Annotated in this window: 17 protein-coding genes; 1 reads left to right on the forward strand and 16 read right to left on the reverse strand. The window is 69.8% G+C overall.

Annotated features, from left to right (window positions below; translation table 11 throughout):
- Positions 1 to 4: 4 nt before the first annotated feature.
- From ToN1_RS12860 to ToN1_RS12925, 14 genes are all read right to left on the reverse strand, one after another.
- The gene (locus ToN1_RS12860; RefSeq protein WP_244860759.1) at positions 5 to 400 is read right to left on the reverse strand and encodes a GPW/gp25 family protein; all 396 of its coding nucleotides are present in this window, start codon (positions 398 to 400) and stop codon (positions 5 to 7) included.
- A 6-nt stretch (positions 401 to 406) separates the two neighbouring features.
- A complete protein-coding gene (locus ToN1_RS12865) occupies positions 407 to 2,071 on the reverse strand; it encodes a hypothetical protein (RefSeq protein ID WP_169207885.1) in 1,665 nt (554 codons plus the stop codon).
- Positions 2,065 to 2,706 (reverse strand): phage baseplate assembly protein V, encoded by a 642-nt coding sequence (locus ToN1_RS12870; RefSeq protein ID WP_169207886.1) that lies wholly within the window; start codon positions 2,704 to 2,706, stop codon positions 2,065 to 2,067. The genes ToN1_RS12865 and ToN1_RS12870 overlap by 7 nt, the downstream gene beginning before the upstream one ends.
- On the reverse strand, positions 2,703 to 3,752 hold the full coding sequence (locus ToN1_RS12875; RefSeq protein WP_169207887.1) for a phage late control D family protein: 1,050 nt from the start codon (positions 3,750 to 3,752) through the stop codon (positions 2,703 to 2,705). Before ToN1_RS12875 ends, ToN1_RS12870 begins: the two co-directional genes overlap by 4 nt.
- Positions 3,739 to 3,903, reverse strand: a complete 165-nt coding sequence (locus ToN1_RS12880) for a hypothetical protein (protein WP_169207888.1) — start codon at positions 3,901 to 3,903, stop codon at positions 3,739 to 3,741. Before ToN1_RS12880 ends, ToN1_RS12875 begins: the two co-directional genes overlap by 14 nt.
- Positions 3,903 to 4,622 (reverse strand): CIS tube protein, encoded by a 720-nt coding sequence (locus ToN1_RS12885; protein ID WP_169207889.1) that lies wholly within the window; start codon positions 4,620 to 4,622, stop codon positions 3,903 to 3,905. Before ToN1_RS12885 ends, ToN1_RS12880 begins: the two co-directional genes overlap by 1 nt.
- A gap of 11 nt (positions 4,623 to 4,633) precedes the next feature.
- Complete coding sequence (locus tag ToN1_RS12890; RefSeq protein WP_169207890.1) at positions 4,634 to 5,098, reverse strand: phage tail protein; 465 nt, start codon at positions 5,096 to 5,098, stop codon at positions 4,634 to 4,636.
- On the reverse strand, positions 5,091 to 6,698 hold the full coding sequence (locus ToN1_RS12895) for a hypothetical protein (RefSeq protein ID WP_169207891.1): 1,608 nt from the start codon (positions 6,696 to 6,698) through the stop codon (positions 5,091 to 5,093). Before ToN1_RS12895 ends, ToN1_RS12890 begins: the two co-directional genes overlap by 8 nt.
- Positions 6,699 to 6,702: 4 nt before the next feature.
- Complete coding sequence (locus ToN1_RS12900; protein WP_169207892.1) at positions 6,703 to 7,161, reverse strand: phage tail protein; 459 nt, start codon at positions 7,159 to 7,161, stop codon at positions 6,703 to 6,705.
- A 19-nt stretch (positions 7,162 to 7,180) separates the two neighbouring features.
- The gene (locus ToN1_RS12905) at positions 7,181 to 9,361 is read right to left on the reverse strand and encodes a phage tail sheath family protein (protein ID WP_169207893.1); all 2,181 of its coding nucleotides are present in this window, start codon (positions 9,359 to 9,361) and stop codon (positions 7,181 to 7,183) included.
- 44 nt (positions 9,362 to 9,405) lie between these two features.
- Positions 9,406 to 10,182, reverse strand: a complete 777-nt coding sequence (locus tag ToN1_RS12910) for a hypothetical protein (protein WP_169207894.1) — start codon at positions 10,180 to 10,182, stop codon at positions 9,406 to 9,408.
- Complete coding sequence (locus tag ToN1_RS12915) at positions 10,179 to 10,775, reverse strand: Pvc16 family protein (protein ID WP_169207895.1); 597 nt, start codon at positions 10,773 to 10,775, stop codon at positions 10,179 to 10,181. The genes ToN1_RS12910 and ToN1_RS12915 overlap by 4 nt, the downstream gene beginning before the upstream one ends.
- 407 nt (positions 10,776 to 11,182) lie before the next feature.
- Entirely contained in the window at positions 11,183 to 11,905 is a 723-nt protein-coding gene (locus ToN1_RS12920) for a uracil-DNA glycosylase family protein (protein WP_169207896.1), read from the reverse strand.
- Between the two features lie 17 nt (positions 11,906 to 11,922).
- On the reverse strand, positions 11,923 to 13,251 hold the full coding sequence (locus ToN1_RS12925; protein WP_342344152.1) for an AmpG family muropeptide MFS transporter: 1,329 nt from the start codon (positions 13,249 to 13,251) through the stop codon (positions 11,923 to 11,925).
- Positions 13,252 to 13,430: 179 nt separating this feature from the next.
- On the opposite strand from ToN1_RS12925, the gene ToN1_RS12930 reads away from it, so the two are divergent.
- Positions 13,431 to 13,748: a hypothetical protein gene (locus ToN1_RS12930; RefSeq protein ID WP_169207897.1), complete on the forward strand. Its 318-nt coding sequence runs from the start codon at positions 13,431 to 13,433 to the stop codon at positions 13,746 to 13,748.
- A gap of 69 nt (positions 13,749 to 13,817) precedes the next feature.
- Here the strand turns inward: ToN1_RS12930 and metW are convergent, their stop codons facing one another.
- Both metW and metX read right to left on the reverse strand, forming a co-directional pair.
- Entirely contained in the window at positions 13,818 to 14,405 is a 588-nt protein-coding gene (gene metW / locus ToN1_RS12935; RefSeq protein WP_169207898.1) for a methionine biosynthesis protein MetW, read from the reverse strand.
- A gap of 2 nt (positions 14,406 to 14,407) precedes the next feature.
- On the reverse strand, positions 14,408 to 15,535 hold the full coding sequence (gene metX, locus ToN1_RS12940; RefSeq protein ID WP_169207899.1) for a homoserine O-succinyltransferase MetX: 1,128 nt from the start codon (positions 15,533 to 15,535) through the stop codon (positions 14,408 to 14,410).
- Positions 15,536 to 15,623 lie beyond the last annotated feature (88 nt).

Genomic DNA, 15,623 nt, shown 5'->3' on the forward strand with positions numbered 1-15,623 from the left:
TCCCTCAGCCGAGGTCCAGGGCGAGTTCGAGCGTCTCGCGCCGGCCGTCGGCGAGCAGGCGGTAGCGCACCTCGAGATTCACGTGCGACAGGCGTTCGCGGTCCGGCACGGCGCGGACCTCCTCGATCGTCACACGCGGTTCCCAGCGCGTGAGCGCACGTAGTGCGGCGTCGGCGATCAGCGCGCGGGTGGTTTCGTTGTTCGGGTGGTGGATGAAGTTGCGGATGCCGGCGCCGAACTCGGGGCGCATCAGGCGCTCGCCGGGGCGCGTGAGCAGGATGTTGAGCATCACCTCGCGCACGCTCGCGTTGCCGCGCCGCCAGTCGGGACGGCCCTCGGCGCCGAGGCCGGCGAGCAGCGGGAAACTCGTGAGCAGGGATTCGGGTGTCGGCATCGTCATTGACCCTTATTTGCCTTTCAGCGCCTTCAGGCACAGCCGCGGCAGCGCGAGGAAGGCCCACGGCAGCCAGCCGAGGAAGAGGTTGAGCAGGTTGATCACGACCATCAGCATCAGCATCGCGCACAGCGTGATCGCCGGCAGGCTGAAGCTGAAGCTCCAGCACGCGCCGCAGTTGTTGCCCGGGCCGTCGCCCTTCATGTCGATGCCTGGGCTGATCTTGCGCAGCACGTCGGCGAGCGACTTCGGCGCGAGCATCGCGACGCCGCGCGGCAATCCGCGTTTGAAGTCGTCGAGCGAAGGCAGCACGACGGTGGTCGGGCGCTGCGCATCCGGGTCGAAGGGCGACGCGACGCGGAACACGCGGCTCGCCGGTCCCCACGCGACGCGCTCGCAGCCGCAATTGTCCAGCCAGCGCACGAAGGGGACGGCGACGAAGCGGTCGCCGTCGGTCTGGCCGTAGCGCGGCAGCGGCAGGCCGTCGTCGAAGCGCACCTGCGCGCGCGCCGTGCGCAGCGCGACGAGGCTGCGCAGGTCGGCCGCTTGCTGTTCCGAGATCAGGAGGCGGTCGCCGCGCGTGCCGCCGAAGCCGTCGGGCAGTGCAACGCTGCCGGCAATCGCCTCGCGGCGCACGATGCGCGCGAAGAGTTCGACCAGTGCCGCCGCGCTGCGGTCGAGCCAGGCGAGCACGGTCTCGCCGGAGACCTGCACGGGCTGCGGCAGGATGTTGTCCCCGAAGACGCGCCACTCGATGCGGTGGAAGCGCAGCTGGCCGAGCAGGGTGCGCAGGCCGGTGTTGTCGCCGTCGGCCGCATTGTCGGTGCGGAACTGCGCGACGAGCGTCTGCAGCAGCTCGATGAAGCCGACCGTCGCGACGCCGTTGTCCATCACCAGCCCGTCATTGTCGGCCCACGCCTTCGCGCCTCGGCTGCCGAGCGGCCAGGCGTGCTCCAGGCCGAAGTCCGGCCCCTCGGTGCCGTTCGCCTGCGGCAACGGCGCGTCGGCGCTCTCGCGTGCGGAGCCGCCGAGCGGCAGGTAGCCCCACAGCAGCGTGTGGCTGCGCTCGACCCCGCGCGCGTCGCGGCGACGCACAAGCAGCGGGTGCAGCGGCACGACCTCCTCGCCCGAATACGGCGGCTCGGGGAAGCGCGGCGGCAATAGGCCGCGCGCGGTGAGGCGGCGCACGTCGTCGGGGTCGTGATCGGGAATCTCGCCGCTGCGCCAGCCCACCGGCTGCCCGTCCGCGATCATCCAGCGCTGCGGCGTGCCGTCGGCAGGCACGCGGCGCACCACCATGCCGGCGCCGAGGATCTTCTTCGGGTCGAAGGCCGGCGCGCCCGGCACGGCGCAATGCACCTCGGCGCAGGCGAGGTAGAAGCTGCGGTGCATCGGCAGGCGCAGCGTCGGCTCGTCCTTGAAGCGGCCGAAGCGGTCCTCGCGGTACCAGGGCTGGGCCGCGGTGCCGTTTAGCCGGCCGGCCTGCGCGTCGTTGAGGAAGCGCGCGACGAAGTCCTCGTCGAGGTAGCGGTGCAGCGTCAGGCCGTCGCCGTCGCCGGTGAAGAAGGGGGCCACCACGCGCGGCTGGTGTGCACCTGCAGGCCCGGCGGACCGGGGCGCGCGCATCGGGCGCTCGGCGAGCAGGGCCGCGTCCAGGGTACGCGTCGCGCTCACCATATGTTCCCCGCCCCCGGCGTGTAGCTCGACGACACCACCGCGTTGCTGATCAGGGTGTCGCACTGCACGACGCCGGAAAACTTGCTCATCCCGGCATCGACCTTGACCATGCCGGCCGACACCGTGACCTGCGCGGCTTCGATCTTGACGATGCCCGAACCGGTGACCTTGATGTTGCCGGGCGACATCTCGACCTTCTCGCCGCCCTGCTCGATGGTGACCTTGCCGCCGCCCTGGTCGGTGATCGTGAGATGGTTGCCGGCGGGCGTCTCGATCTTCACCTTCGGTTCCTGGTCGTCGAGCAGCACCTTGATGCCGGCCGGGCTCTGCACGAAGTAGCGCTCCTCGACCGGGCGCGCGTCGGCGGGCTGGCTGCCGCCGCCGCTCCACACCGCGCCGAGCACGATCGGCAGGTCGGGGCTGACGAAGGCCACCACGACCTGTTCGTCCAGGCGCGGCAGCAGGCTCACGCCGTAGCCGCTGCCCGCGCTCGGCACCATCACCGCGGCCCACATCTCCAGCCCGGTCGCCGGCAGGCGCAGCTTCACGCGCCCGCGGTTGTCCGGGTCGGCGTTGTCGAGCACGACACCGAGGTGCAGATCCTGCAGGGGGCCGGGGCTGTGGCGTCCGCTCATGGATTCCAGTCCGGGCGTTCGACGCGTAGGCGCGTGGACAGCCCCTGCGCGTTGTCGAAGTGATGCCAGCACTCGGCGATGCGATAGCGCCCGGCGAGCCGCGGCGACACGCCGGCGAGCTCCACCTCGCGCCCGACGCCCAGCTCCGGCGTGCCGGTGCACACGATCTCGCCGTGCAGGAAGCGCTGCGCATCGCGGCGGAAGGCCCCCTGCGCGAGCGAATCGGCCTCGGCCTGGCTGCGTGCGAAGGGATGCGGGCGCGGCGAGCGGCCGTCCCAGCCCAGCTCCGCGAGCGTCGCGGCGGCGGTGCGTCCGGCGGGCGCGGGTGCCAGCGAGGCGCTGCGGCCGCTCGCGGCCGAATCCGCGGCGAGGTTGTAGCCGTCGGCCAAGACCTCGCGCGGCTGGCGGTTGAGGTCGGCGACGATGCGGATGCGCCGCGCGTTGTTGCCCGAGTCGATGCGCACCGGGTTCGCGTCGGTCTCCTCGGGCCGCGCACGCAGGCGCCCGCCCTGCATGCGCAGCGGGACGTCGTGCGGCGCGAGCACGCGCAGCAGGAAGGCGAGATGGCTCTCGTTGTGCTGCAGCCAGTCGGCGCTGCCCGCGTCGATGTTCACGTCGGCCTGAAGGCCCGCGTCGGCGGCGATCTCGCGCACCACGTCGGCCAGCCCCTTGTTCTCGAACACGCGGCTCGCGCGGCTGCGGGCGAGCTTGTGCAGCGCGTCCTCGGCGAGGACCACGAGCTGCGGCGCACCGTCGCCGTAGCGCTCCTCGAAGGCGGTGATGTCGCCGGAAAAGACTGCGCTGTCGGCGGTCTCGCCGAGCAGGATCTCGATGCGGCTCCCCAGGCGCAGATCCTGGAAAGCGAAGTCCGGCGTGCCGCTGCCGCCGGGCGCCCAATTCACGACGCGCAGCTCCGCGCTCGCCATGCCGCTCGCCGGCAGATGCACCGACAGCGCCGCCGCTGCCTCGCCGAGCGCGGCGCGGTCGGCTCCATCCACCCGCACGCGCGGACGGACGCTTACCAGTGCCGGATTAGTCGATGGCAAGGCGCGCCTCCCGTTCGCGGACGACAGTGAGGAGATCGAGCAGCGTCTCGCCGGGTTGACCCTCGGGCGGGCGCGGCTCGGCGCCGGCGGTCTGCGCCGGGTTCGGCTCGGGCTGCACTTCGGCGACGAGTTCGTCGATGATCACGGGCATCAGCGGCCTCCGAGCGGGATCAGCAGGGTGCCCAGCGCGGTGAAGCGCGGGTTGTCGAGGGCGTTCAGGTCGGCCACGCCGCGCCAGTCGCGCGGGTTCTGGCCAGCCGCCTGCGCCGCGCTGGCCGCGTTCTGGCCCTCCCCGCCGGGCGCGAAGGCCGGCATCGGGCGCTCCGCGGCCTGCACCGAAGGGTCGAGCGCGAACTGGTAGCGGTCCTCCTTGAAGGTCAGGGCGAGGGTCGCGCGCAGCGGGATGCCTTCGGGCGCGAAGAAGTCCAGCGTCTCCGAGTAGCTCGACAGCATCCCGGTGAACTGGAAGCTGCCCCATTGGAAGCGGCAGCGCTTGGGCGCCTTGGGCTTCTTCGACTCGGCATCCTGCGGCTTCATGAAGGCCTCGGCGATGCGCTTCGTCAGCGTGCGCACGTCGGTGTTGGCGGAGACCGTCTCGCGGTCCTCGCGGCTGTCCGAGCCCAGCTTCGCGGCGATGCTGGTGTCGAACACCAGCTCCACGGCGAGCGTCGATTCGCTCTTGTCGATGTACTGCGCCGCCGCGCCGCTGCCTCCGCTGCCGCCCTTGTTGTCGGCCTTCAGCGTGTTGGAGAGCGTCACACGCAAGGTGGCGGGGTTGAACTGCACGTCGATGTGCTGCGACTCGTCGGTCTCGACCTGGTCCCCGTTCATCGGGATCAGCTTGGCGCGGGCGATCTGCATGGCGGGCATGGTTTTCGTCCTCAGGTGCGCTCGAGTTCCAGCCCTTCATGCACCAGCTGCAACTCCTCGATCGCGACCTGGCTGGCGGTCGCGGAGAGGTCCGGCCCCTTGAACTTGGTCGGCAGCGCGTTCGTGATGCGCCAGCGCAGCAGTGGCTTGTCCGGATCCTCCGGGTGGAAGACGTCGATCGTGCCGCTCACGCGCAGCGCGTAGTTGGACTGGCGCGTGCTCATGTCGAACCACTGCCACAGGTCCGCGAGCTCGGTGATGCCGCGCTTGAGGATGACCGGCGCGAAAGTCGTCGGCCCCGACAGCTGCACCTCGCCCCAGTTGCGCCCGCCTTCCTTCAGCGCCTTGGGTGCCATCGTCGCCTCCAGCCCCGACACCTCGCTGAAGGCGCCGCGGCACAGCAGGTTGCCGCCCTCGCCGTCGTACAGCGCGACGCGGAAGCGAAAGGGGATGAACTCGCGCGGCGCGTCAGCCATCGACGGCCTCGATTCGGGTGTCCGTCACGGCGGCGTGGCGGTCGTGCAGGAAGGTCAGGCGCAGCCGGTCGATCGGGTAGGCCGGCGCGATCTCGATCTCGAACGCGATGGTCGACTCGGCCGACGGAATCTCGCGGATGCGGTAGGCGCTCTCGGGCCGCGCGCCGCGCAATGCGCCGGCCTCGTGCAGGCGCTCGAAGAAGGCGCGCAGCGCGAGCTCCGGGCGCGGATCGCGCGGATCGGCGTCGAAGAGCAGCTGCTCGCCCAGCGCCTGCAGCCCGCGCCGCAGCCAGCCCATGAAGCGCATCACCTCCGCCGAGCGCCAGTGCTCCTGCGCGCGCTGCGCGGCCGTCATGCTGCGCAGGTCGGCGGCGGGCAGGCAGGGCGCGCACAGCGCCTCGTCGTCCACCTGCAGCTTGCCCGCACGCGTCAGCAGCACCGTCACGCCGGGCACCTCGCGCAAAGCGGTCGCCTGCTGCTGCGTCACCGGCGGCCACGGCAGCGCGGCGGTGGGCAGCGGCCGGCCGGCGATCGAACGCCACACGCCATGGCGCTGCGACACGCGTGCCTGCATGCCGGCGACCAGCCCGCAGGGCGAGGCGAGCGGACTCTCCTCGCTGCGCAGGTAGGGCCACAGGAGCTGCAGGTGGCGCAGTTTCCCGGCGAGCTCGGCGTGCGGCGAGACGGCCGCGCCGCCACCCGCTTCGCTGCCAATCTCGCCGGCGATGAGCGCGAGGTGTGCGAGGAAATCGCGCGCCGGTGCCGGCAATTCGTCGCGCGGGCGCTGATCCAGCGGCAGCGTCAGCAGGCATTGCATGTCCGGACGCAGGCGCGCCAGCGTGCGGATGATGGGCGGCACGATGTCGATCGGCTCGAGCGGTGCGTCCGCGCCGAGCATCTCGTCGGAACGGCGGCGCTCGCGGTGCGTGTCGTCGATCTCGGTGCCGCAGGGCAGGAACACCGCCTCGGGGTTGTCGAGGCGCACGCGCGGGATGTCCGGCAGCGCGCGCGGCACCAGCAGGCGCTCGAGGTCGGGCAGCGCGAGGATGCCGGCGCGCTCGATCAGCAGCGCGCGCTCGAAGGCGCCCAGCGCCGACGGTTCGATCAGGCTTGCGTTCGGCTGCGGCAGGAAGGCGCGCACGCCGCCGGACTCGGGCACGCGGATGATCCACAGCGTGCGCGTGTCGCCGAAGCCGCGGTCCTCGCCGGCGAAGAAGTCCTGCACCGCCGCCGGCAGCCAGGCCGCGCGGCCGGCCAGCGCACTGCGGTAGGCGCCGTCGGTGTCGAAGGCCTGCGGGAAGAGCGCCTGGAAGTAGCCCAGCGAGCGGATCGGGATCGGCAGCCGGTACAGCGCGAACAGCGCCCCGTCGCCCGGTTCGGCCTCGGCCTCGCCGGCGTCCAGCGCGCGCAGGCGGTCGACCTCGGCGGTGAAGCCCAGCGCGGCGATCTCGGCGAGCACCGCGAGGTCGCGCGCCAGCCGCTTCCACTCGGCGCTGCCGTCGAAGGACGGGCAATGGCCGATCATCACGACCTCGACCGGCGCCAGCCGCCGCGGCGCGGGGCGGGCGTCCAGATCGATGCGCTTGTCGGCGAGCAGCACGGTCTTACTCCTGCTCGATCGTCTCGACGGAGAGCACCAGCTCCTCGATCGCGACGTCGCCGCCGCCCTTCGCGGTGAGCGTCGGCCCGGTCCACTTGATCGGCATCGCGCCGCGCAGCTTCCAGCTCACGACCACGTCGGCGCGGTCCTCGGACTGCAGCTTCACGACGATGTCGCGCTTGGCCTCCGAGATCTTGCCGATGCGCCCCTTCTCCAGCCACTCGTAGAGGTTCTGCGCGCCGATCACGCCGCGCTTGAGCGTGACGTCGCCCGCCTTGTGGATGCCCGGCACCTTGCGCACGTAGTTCACGCGGTCGTTGCCGGCGCGGTACTCGGCGACCGTGACCTCGGCGTTGAGGCCGGAGACCTCGGAGAAACCGGCGCGCACCTCGCTGCCCTGGCCGGGTTCGAGGTCGACCAGGAAATTGAACGCCGAATAAGGTGTTTCACGAAAAACGGCCATTTTTCATTTCTCCACGTTGTCAGGCGTCGGCGGTCTTCTGGCCGATGCGGAAGATCACGAACTCGGCGGGCTTCAGCGCCGCCACGCCCACCAGGCACACCATGCGGCCGTTGTCGATGTCGTTCTGCGTCATCGTCGAACGGTCGCAGCGCACGAAGTAGGCCTCCTTCGGCGTGCCGCCCAGCAGGCGGCCGTTGCGCCATTCGGTGAACAGGAAGTCCTCGACGCTGGTGCGGATGTTGGCCCACAGCGCCTCGCCGTTCGGCTCGAACACCGCCCACTGCGTCGATTTCTCGATCGAGCGCTCCAGGTACAGGAAGTAGCGCCGCACGTTCACGTACTTCCACTCGGGATCGCTCGACAGCGTGCGTCCGCCCCATACGCGGTGGCCGCGGCCGGCGAAGGAGCGCAGGCAGTTGATGCCGTTGGGGTTGAGGAGCTCCTGCTGGAAGGTGTTGATCTGCTGCTCGAAGCGCAGCGCCCCCATCACGATCTCGTTCGCCGGCGCCTTGTGCACGCCGCGATCGACGTCGGTGCGCGCATAGATGCCGGCGATGAAGCCCGCCGGCGGCACCGCGATGTCGCGCCGCGTGCCGGTCGGGTCGGGGATCACCACCCACGGGTGGTACAGCGCCAGGCGCGTGTCGTCGAACTGGCCGGCGAAGGCGCGCACCTCGCTGATGCTCTGGCCGAAGCGCGAATCGACCACGCCCACGCGATAGCGCATGCGCCGGCAATGCTTCTGCACTTCCATCACGACCGCGGTGTGCACGTCCTCGTCCGACTCGGCCGCGGCCGGCGTCATCACGATCGACACGTCTTCGACCATCTCCAGCGCCTTCAGGCCGGTGCTGCCCTTGATCTCGTCGGTCTCGCCGGCATAGTCGGTCGAGGTCGGCTCGGTGCCGTCGCTGCCGCCGGTGAGCGCGATCAGGTAGCGCGGCTCGTCGAGCGAACTCGCGCCGGGGTTCAGCGCCGCCGCGTCGCACATCGCGACGAGCGCCGTCTGGATGTCGTCGCCGGTCGCGTCGTCGGCCAGCACGCAGGCGATCGGCGAACTCAGCGCCTCCGCGCGGCGCTCGGGGTTGGCCGGCAGCACGCTTGCGAGACTCGTGGCGCCGGAGGGCGCCGTGCTCAGGCCCGCGTAGGTGCGGATCACTTCGCCGTCCTTGCCGCCGTTGCGCACGTCGAGATCGAAGCTGCGCAGCACGATCATCGAGCGCGCCGCACCCGGCTTGGCCGCGAGCGCGGCGAGGGGCAGCGTGATCGGGTTCGCGACGCCGGGGTTGAGCGTCGTGTCGCCGGTGACCGTGAAGGTCTCGCCAGCCGCGTCCAGCGTGCCGCGCAGCACCTTCAGATTGCCCCAGTTCACGCCGCCGGTGTAGGGGGCGAGGTCCGTCACGTCCGCGAGCTGCAGCTCCGCCGAAGTCCCCGCCGCGAGCGCGCCCGAGGCCGGCGGACGCACGAAGATGCGCGTGAGCCTGGCGTTGGCCGGCAGGCTCGCGACGACCAGCGCGGTGAGCTCGCCCGCGGGGACCGCCGCCGGATTGTCCGGATCGGCCATCGACGTGATCTCGGCGCGATTGCTCTGGATCGCGAGGTTCGCGCCGTCGAGCTTCACCACTGCCTTCACGTCGACGGGGAAGGCCCCATCGGCGATCGCGCCGGTCGCCTTCGCCGCCAGCGCCACGCCGGTCGCCTCGAGGAAGTACAGGCCGTCGCCCGTCGCCGCCTTCGGCGTCTCGCTGCGCAGCAGGTTCTCGCTGTCGCGCCAGCGCAGCTCCAGCGTGTATTCGCCCATCTTGCCGGGGAAGCGGCTGAAGAACTGCACGTCGCCCGCGCCGTCGGTCTTCGACGCCGCATTCGGCCACTTGCCATCCTCGTCCGGGCCGACGCCATTCACGCCCGCCACGACGCGCGCGACGAAGAGCTGCTTGCCGCCGTTGTCGAAGAAAGCCCGCGCCGCGTGCGCCGAGTAGTTCGGCACGCTCGCGCCGCCCTCGCCGATCGCCAGGTCCTGCGCGTCGCCGTAGATGCGCTCGAAGTCCGCGTAGCTCGTCAGCACCTCGGGCACGCCGCGCAGCGGGCCGGTGCGGGTCGGGCCCACCAGCGCCGCGACGCTCGTACCGACGCCTTCGATCGACTTGTTGCGGAAGCTCGTCTCCTCGACGAAGACGCCAGGTGCTAGGTACTCGGGCATGTCGCTTCTCCTTCGGTGCCGGTCAGGCTCGTGAAAGCAGCGGTTCAGGAAAACCGCAGGACGAGGGCATCCCGTCCCGGGCTGGCCAAGGTGGTGATGCGCCCTGGCGCAATGTCCACCGTCAGTTGAGTCTTGAATGCGGCGTTGCCGCTGCCGGTGCTGCGCACGCGCGCAGCTGGCAGCGTGTCCGGATCGGTGCCGTCGGCGGCGGCGCGCACCGTGAGCACTCCCGGGTAAGTCGTCGCCGGCGCGTCCTTCGTGAGCGACGGCAGGCGTTCGAGCGACAGGCGGAATTCGCCGTGGGCGTCGCTCTGCGCGACAAAATCGAAGGGCGTCGCAAGCGGCGGCGTCACGCGCAGCGCCAGCAGCGCCCAGGGTACGAGGGAGCCGTCCTCGAGCGTCGTGCGGCCGATCAGCCCGCCGGCGCGGCCGAAGCGCGTACCGAGCGGCGAGCGGAACAGGCTCAGGGCATGTTCGGTACGGCGACCGGCAGCGAGGGAGAAGCGTCGCGGCAGGAAGTGCCCGGCCGGGTCGGCAACCTCGCCCGCAAGGGCATACAGCGGCTCGTCGGCCTCCAGGGGCACCGCGAGGTCCGCGGGGCTCGCGGCGCCGTCGATCACGCGCCGCAGTTCGGCCGGAACCCGGCGCCACAGCACGGTGCCCGCGGTCTTGTGGATCAGTTCCAGATCGGCTGGCGGACTTTCAAGCCGGACCCTCAGGCCTTGAGCCGGCACGGGACGTCGTGCGCCGCCCTGTGCGCCGCTCGCGTCCACCCACTCGATGAAGTCGCTGGCATGCAGCACGAGGGTCTCGACGATCACTGCCCGCTCCCGCTGCGCTCGTCCATCGGGAACACCAGGGTTCTCACCGCCGGCCCTTCGTCATGGTCGATGTCCGGGGCCAGGCGTACCGTCTTGACCAGATAGGGGGCCGACAGGCGGTAGTCGCCCGGCAGGCTGTCCCACAGCCGCATCAGGTCTTCGGTGCTCATCTCCTCCGGCAGCACCTGCACGACGTCCTCGCGGCCCCAGTCGGGATCGGCGAGGCTCATGTCCGCGCTCTCCAGCATGAAGCCGCCGCCGAGGATCTGGATCGCCGCGGCGAGGTATTCGATTTCCTGATCGGTATGCGTGCACCATGCGATCAGCAACAGGTGCAGGTTGACCGGCAACTCCGGGCGGGGCTGGCGGCGACCGGGCAGCGGTGACAGATGACGATTGCGGCTGAACGGATCGACCGAGATGCGATGCAGGTAGATCCCGAGCGTGTCGGTGTTGGCCTGCGGCTTGCCGTCGAGCGTCTGCGAACCAAGGATCTCGACCTGCGGATTGCCGCCCAGGCGCGCCGCCATGCGGATCGCCAGGCGCTCGCGCAATGCCTGCAGGACCGACAGAATGCCGAGATGCGACGCCACCGTATCCTCCCCCTGTGAAGCGTGAGCTTGCGAGACAGCGTTGCGACGGGCCGTTCGCGGACCCTATGAAAATCGGGTTTTATTGCGAACGGGTTATCAAAATGTCACACCGTCACGAGCGGGCGCAAACCGGAGATGCAACAAGAAATTGCAGCTGACCATTACGTACGGAGGGGAATACCGTACGTACCGTAGGGGATTCTTACGGGTGTTGCAGTAGGGTGCGGGGGGGCGCTGAGGGCTCATGCGGATCGCTCCGGAGCGACCCGGACGGCTTGTTCCTGCGGGAATGCAGGCCCGGGCGCGGAACGGAAAGAGGTCCGCCGCGCGCTCGCGACGGTGCCGACCGTCAAGGCCGGAGGCGGTGTGACGCGCGGTCCTGGCCCGTTGCGCGCCGTCGATCCTGCTTACCAGATTCCCAGTTCGGCGAGCTGGCGGCTCGCCGCTTCGGACCAGCCGCGGTTCGCCGCCGGGCTCGCGGGGCTGGGATGCAGCACACGGCCGATGCGCAGCCTGCGCCCGCCCAGCGCCGCGGCCGCGCGCGATTCCGCCCAGGCGCCGACGCCGATCACCCAGTCCGGCGCCAGCGCGTCGATCATGCGCCGCAGGTGCTCGTCGCACGCCGCGAGCAGCGGCTGCGATTCGGCCGCCGGCAGCTTGTCCGGCGTCACGTTGCGTCCGCCGTCGAAGAAGGCCAGCGGGCAGTAGTTGGCGACGAAATGCTCGGCAAAGAAGGCCTCGGCCGTGCCGAAGCGTTCGCGGAACAGCCCCCACAGCCGCCGTCCGCTCACTTCCGAACGCGCGCAGTCGAAACCTTCGACCGGGCGCTTGGGATTCTCCACCGCCGGCTTGCCGATCGGCCCCGCGAGCCCCAGCCAGTCGCGCACCGCCTCGATCTCGCCGAAGGGCACGCCGGTCTGCGCCATGCCGAAGGGGCCGGGATTCATGCCGAGGAACACGATGCGTTTCCTGCCCGCCGCATAACGGCGCAGGTAATCCTCGTGGATTGCCCATGCATAGTCGAGCGGGTTGTAGACGTGGCTCACCGGTGCGGCGAAGCGCATCGCGTCCAGGGTGACCGACAGCGCGCGCGCCGCGGCGATCAGGGAATCGGCAGTAGTCGTGTTCATCTTTGCGGGAAGAGGATTCAGGCGCGTCCGGGCGCCGCCGCGATCGCCTTCGCCTCGCCGTTCCACGGCGCGACGCGAATCAGCAGCAGCATCCCCGGCAGCGCGAGGAAGAAGCACAGCCAGAAGAAGTCGTACCAGCCCATGCGCTCGACCAGCCAGCCGGCGGACGCGTTGATGAAGGTGCGCGGCACCGCCATCAGGCTGGTGAACAGCGCGAGCTGGGTCGCCGTGTAGGCGGGGTGGGTCGTGCGCGCCATGTAGGCGACGAAGGCGGTCGTGCCCAGGCCCACGCCCGCCGCCTCGGCCGAGATCACGATCGCCAGCGCCGCGAGGCGTGCCGCGTCGGACGGCGCCGGCCCCAGCCAGGCCATCCACACGAAGCCCAGGATGCTCACCACCTGCACCACGCCGAACAGCCACAACGCGCGGTTGATGCCCAGCTTCACCATCCAGATGCCGCCGAGGATGCCGCCGATCACCGACGGCCACAGCCCGGCGTTCTTCGCGATCAGGCCGATCTCGGTCTTGGTGAAACCCATGTCGAGGTAGAAGGGCGTCGCCAGCGCCGTGCACAGCGAATCGCCGAGCTTGTAGAGAAAGATGAAGGTCAGCACCAGCAACGCCGACTGCAGCCCATGGCGGCCGAAAAACTCGCGGAAGGGCTCGACCACCGCATCGCGCAAGGTGCGCGGCGCGCCCGCTGCGATCGCCGGCTCCTTCGCCAGCAGCGTCATCGCGACCCCCGGCAGCATGAACAGCGCCGTGATGGCGAAAACCTCGCTCCACGGCAGGCGGTCGGCGAGGATCAGCGACAGCGAACCCGGCACCAGCCCGGCGATGCGATAGGCGTTCACGTGGAGCGCGTTGCCCAGTCCCAGTTCGAGTTCGGGCAGGATCTCGCGGCGGAAGGCATCGAGCGCGATGTCCTGTGTTGCCGACAGGAAAGCGAGCGTCGCGGTCAATGCGACCACCAGCATCAGGTTATCGGTCGGTGACAGCTGCCCCAGCCACGCGATCGCCGCGAGCAGCCCCAGCTGCGACAGCAGCATCCAGCTCCGCCGTCGCCCCAGCCACGGCAGGATGCCGAAGCGGTCGAGCAGCGGCGCCCACACGAACTTCCACGTGTAGGGGAACTGGATCAGCGCGAACGCCCCGATCGCCTTCAGCGACAGCCCTTCGGTCTTGAGCCAGGCCGGCACCAGGTTCAGCAGCAGGTACAGCGGCAGGCCCGAGGAGAAGCCGGTGAAGATGCAGATCAGCATCCGGCGGTTGAACAGCGCGTCCAGCCAGGCGGGACGCGAGGATGCCGGGCCGGCAGGGGGCGGAGCGGAGGGAATGGACGACACGGGAAGCTTTGGGCGAGGGTTCGGCGCATTATCCCAGATTGCCGCAGCCCGCGTCGTCGCTGCAGCAGCGCCTTACATTCCGCGCCCGCGTCGAGCTGCGCCGCGGGCTTGCCTGCCCGCGCGACACACCCGAGAATGTACGTTCAACGCATAAACACCAATAAGGAGAGGAGAGAGGGATGACGCAGCACATCAACGTGGTATTCGGCGCCGAGCGCGAATACGAGACGATCGTGTCCGACGCGGACGCGGCCGGTCTTGCAAAGGACCAGGCGCGCGCCTGGCTGTCGGGCGAGTTCGAGCGGCTCGAATGCACGCCGTCCAACCCGATGGGCAAGATCCTCGTGCTCGACATGGTCCTCAACGTCGCCAAGTACGGCGGCGAGGATCGCTTCAAGGAGCGCGGAGACTGGGCGAAACAGTTCGCCGTTGCGACCGCCGTCGCGCTGGGCCGCCCGACCGTGAAGGTCGACGTTGCGAACTTCGTCGTCGGCTGAGCGCGCCGCGCCCCCGAAAAGACAAGGCCCGCTGCGCGCGGGCCTTGTCGCATCTGCGTGCCGGACGATTCAGCCGCCGCGGCCGAGCCGATACACCGCCACGCTGGCGAGGAAGTTCGGCTCGTCCAGGATCAGCTTGCCCTCGTCGAAGGCCAGCCGCTCGCGCACTGCGATGCCGTTCATCTCGCACAGCGCATCGAAGTCCGAGATCGTGAAGAAGCGCACGTTGGGCGTGTTGAACCACTGGTGCGGCAGGCTCTCCGACACCGGCATGCGACCGTTAAGGATGCTCTGGCGATGACGCCAGTAGCCGAAGTTCGGGAAGCTCACCACCGCCTCGCGCGCCACCCGCAGCATCTCCACGAGGATGCCCTGCGTGTTGTGCATCGCCTGCAGCGACAGGCTCATGATCACGTGGTCGAAGAAGCCGTCCTCGATCCCGGCAAGCCCCTTCTCCATGTCCATCTGGATCACGTTGACGCCGTTTCTCGTGCACGCGAGCAGCTTGTCCGGGTCGTTCTCGACGCCGTAACCCTGCACCTGGCGCACTTCCGCGAGATGCTTGAGCAGGCTGCCGTCGCCGCAGCCGAGGTCGAGCACCTTCTCCCCCGGCGCGATCCACTGGGTGATGACTTCGTAGTCGTAACGGTAGGACATGGCTAAACCTTGATGCGGTCGAAGTAGGCGGTGAGCAGCGCGTGGTACTGCGCTTCGTCGAGCAGGAAGGAATCGTGCCCGGCGTCGCTCTCGATCTCCGCGTAGCTGACATTGCGCTGGTTGTGCAGCAGCGCATAGACGATCTCGCGGCTCCGCGCGGGGGAGAAGCGCCAGTCGGTGCTGAAGGACACCACGAGGAAATCCGCCGTCGCGCGCGCCAGCGCCGCCGGCAGGTTGCCGCCGTGCTCGAAGGCCGGATCGAAATAGTCGAGCGCCTTGGTCGCCAGCAGGTAAGTGTTGGCGTCGAAGAAGCCCGCAAACTTGTCGCCCTGGTAGCGCAGGTAGGACTCGATCTCGAACTCCACGTCGTAGCTGTAGATCGCCTTGCCGTGGCGCAGGCTGCGACCGAACTTGTCGCCCATCGCGTCATCGGAAAGATAGGTGATGTGCCCGACCATGCGCGCGAGCTTCAGGCCGCGCGTCGGCACGACGCCGTGCGCATAGTAGTGGCCGCCGTGGAAGTCCGGATCGCTCAGGATCGCCTGGCGCGCTACCTCGTTGAAGGCGATGTTCTGTGCCGTGAGCTTGGGCGCGGAGGCGATCACGACCGCGTTTGCGACGCGCTCCGGGTACTGCAGCGTCCACGACAGCGCCTGCATGCCGCCCAGGCTGCCGCCGACGATCGCGGCGAAGCGCGCGATGCCCAGCCGGTCGGCGAGCCGCGCCTGCGCCTCGACCCAGTCTTCGACCGTCACGAAGGGGAAGTCCGCGCCCCAGGGCTCGCCGCTGGCCGGGTTGATCGACATCGGCCCGGTCGAACCGTGACAGCCGCCGAGGTTGTTCACCCCGATGACGAAGAACTTGCGCGTGTCGAGCGGCTTGCCCGGGCCGACGAGGTTGTCCCACCAGCCGATGTTCTTCGGCGCGTCGGCATAGTGGCCGGCGACGTGGTGCGACCCCGACAGTGCGTGGCACACCAGCACCGCGTTGCTGCGGTCGGCGTTCAGTTCGCCGTAGGTCTCGTAGACCAGCTCGTATTCGGGCAAAGAGCCCCCGCTGCGCAGCGGCAGCGGCTCGGCGAAGTGCGCCCGTTGCGGGGCGACGACTCCGACGGATTGGGGTTGGATCATGGTCGTATTCTTGTCAACGAAAAAACCCAGCCGGCTGCGAAACGCGGACTGGGTCGTCCTCGCTTTAGCCGGATTTATTGAGCGCCCG

Origin of the sequence: Aromatoleum petrolei, assembly GCF_017894385.1 — a bacterium.
GTDB classification, from domain to species: domain Bacteria; phylum Pseudomonadota; class Gammaproteobacteria; order Burkholderiales; family Rhodocyclaceae; genus Aromatoleum; species Aromatoleum petrolei.